This window comes from Variovorax sp. P4_D9 (assembly GCF_056401695.1).
In genome coordinates this window covers 1-2302 of the sequence record NZ_JBFUIU010001133.1, presented here as the reverse complement: position 1 = coordinate 2302, position 2302 = coordinate 1, and the positions used below count along the sequence as shown (strand labels likewise).

Below are 2302 nucleotides of genomic sequence, written 5' to 3'. Positions count from 1 at the left end.
CCCCAGAAGATCACGCCGACGAACACCGCGACCGGGTTCATGCGGCTGGTCTTGCTGGTCAGGAAGGGCACCAGCAGGTTGCCGATCAGGGTGTGGATCACCAGCGAGGTGCCGCCCACCAACAGCGTCATCTCGATGCCGTTGAACTGCAGGAAGGCCACCAGCCCGGCCGCCGCCATCACGATCACGGAGCCGATGTAGGGGATCAGGTTGGTGACTGCGGCGACGATGYCCCAGACCGCCGCGTTCTCGAGCCCGAGGCCCCAGAACGCAATGCCGGTCGCGACGCCGACCATGGCACTGGTGAGGATCTGCACCAGCAGGTAGCGCTCGATATGGCCCGTGATGTCGTCGAGCACGTTCACCGTGATCTTCTTCTTCGCCAGGCTGGGCCCGGTAATCTTGACCAGCTTGCGGCGGAAGGTGTCGCCGCTGCCGAGCGCGAAGAAGGTCARGAAGGCCACCAGCGTGAGCTGGCCGGCCGCAGCGATCAGGCCGACGGTGCCGCTCCACATGTAGTCGCGCACGTTGAAGGACGGCCGCTCGATCACGACCCGAGCCACGCCCTTGCGCGCAGCCACCTTGGCGGAGTTCTCCTCGGCAGCCTGTTCGAGCTGCGCCGCGGCCTTCTGCACGGTGGCGAGTGCGTTGGCGTCGGACGTGCGGCTGCTGGTGTGCATCGCCATGCGCAGCTTCTGCGCCGCGACCGGCAAGGAGTCGACCAGCTCGGAGGCGCTGCCGGCCAGCGAGTAGCCGGTCCAGCCGAAGGCGCCGCCGATGCCGAGCAGGATCGCGGCCGCGCCGATCCAGCGCGAGATCTTCCAGCGCTCGAGCTGGTTGACCAGCGGTGCCAGCGCGTAGGTCAGCATCAGGCTCACCATCAGCGGGATGAAGACCGCCGCCGCCCAGCGCAACGCGAACACGCAGGCCAGCACCGCCAGCACCACCAGCGAGGCACTGCGGATGTCGACCGGCATGGCCAGCAGCATCCGATCGGGCTCCGGCGCCTCGGCCGCGACGATCTCATTCGCTTCGACTGGCTCGCTCATCGGGCATCCTTGAGCACTTCGCGCACGGTCGACAACTGGCGCCGCGACACCATCACCGGCTCGGGAATGCCATCCAGGCGCAGCGCCCAGCCTTCGGCATCCTCGCCGTCGTCATACTTCTCGAGGGCGCGAATGGCGGCGCGGGCCACCAGCGCGTTGCGATGGACCCGCACGAAGCGGGCCGGATAGCGCTCCTCGAGTTCGGCCAGAGAGCCATCGAAGATGTGGCTGCGCGAGGCCGTGCGCACCGTGAGGTACTTGAGCTCCGACTTCAGGTAGAGGATATCGGACAGGGGCACCCGCTCGGTGCGGCCACGGTCCTGGATCAGCAGTACGTCCTGCGTCTCGGCGACCGGCGCCCGCCGCTCATTCAGATAGCGCTCGGCCTTCTGCAGGGCCTGTTGCAGGCGCTCGGCCCGCACCGGCTTGGTCAGGTAGTCGACCGCCTCGAGCTCGAAAGCAGTGACCGCATGCGCCGCATAGGCGGTGACGAACACCACGGCCGGCGCGCCCGGCCGGCTGCGCAGGTTGCGCGCCAGCTCGAGCCCATCGAGTCCGGGCATGTGGATGTCCAGCAGCACCAGGTCAAAGCGCGCATTGGCCAACTGGTCGAGGGCGCCCTCGCCATGCGCCGCCTCGGCCACCACCTCCGCGGGCGGGGAATGGCAATCGGCCAGCAGGGTGCGCAGGCGCGAGCGCGCCAGCGATTCGTCGTCGACGATGAGGGTGCGAAGCGGAGGCATGCTCATGGTTCAGCAGGAATGGCGATGCGGACGCGATAGTTCTTCTGGTCCATGCCGGCACTGAACTGCGCCTGCATGTCGTGCAGCAGGCGCAGGCGGTCGCGCACGTTGCCGAGGGCGATGCCGTGGCCGCGCGGCAGCGGCGCGTCGGCCCAGCGTAGCGGCGGCAGGCTGTTGATGACCTCGATCAGCACCATCGCGCCGCGGCGCTCGGTGCGGATGCGCAGGCGGCCACCGTCCGGGCTCGGCTCGACGCCGTGCTTGACCGCGTTCTCGACCAGCGGCTGCAGCAGCAGCGGCGGCAGCCGGGCCCCGTGGGCCTCCGGATCGATATCCCAGCGGATCCGGAGCCGGTCGCCGAAGCGTACCTGCTCGATCGCCAGGTAGCGCTCGGCCAGCGCGATCTCGTCGGCCAGCGTGACCGATTCGCCCGGGTCGGCCAGGGCCTGGCGGAACAGTTCGCTCAAGTCTTCCAGCATGGCCTCGGCCTTGGCCGGCTCCTGCCGCACC

General features: G+C 69.0%; 3 protein-coding genes. All 3 read right to left on the bottom strand.

Features of this window, described 5'->3' with window-relative positions:
• Nucleotides 1-1049, bottom strand: a 1049-nt coding sequence (locus AC1DY5_RS51985) for an AI-2E family transporter (protein WP_478122073.1), incomplete at its 3' end; no start/stop codon positions are given.
• Nucleotides 1046-1792: a LytR/AlgR family response regulator transcription factor gene (locus AC1DY5_RS51980; protein WP_478122074.1), complete on the bottom strand. Its 747-nt coding sequence runs from the start codon at nt 1790-1792 to the stop codon at nt 1046-1048. The genes AC1DY5_RS51985 and AC1DY5_RS51980, both read right to left, overlap by 4 nt.
• A 2-nt stretch (nt 1793-1794) precedes the next feature.
• On the bottom strand, nt 1795-2302 hold a 508-nt coding region (locus tag AC1DY5_RS51975; RefSeq protein ID WP_478122072.1), incomplete at its 5' end, for a sensor histidine kinase.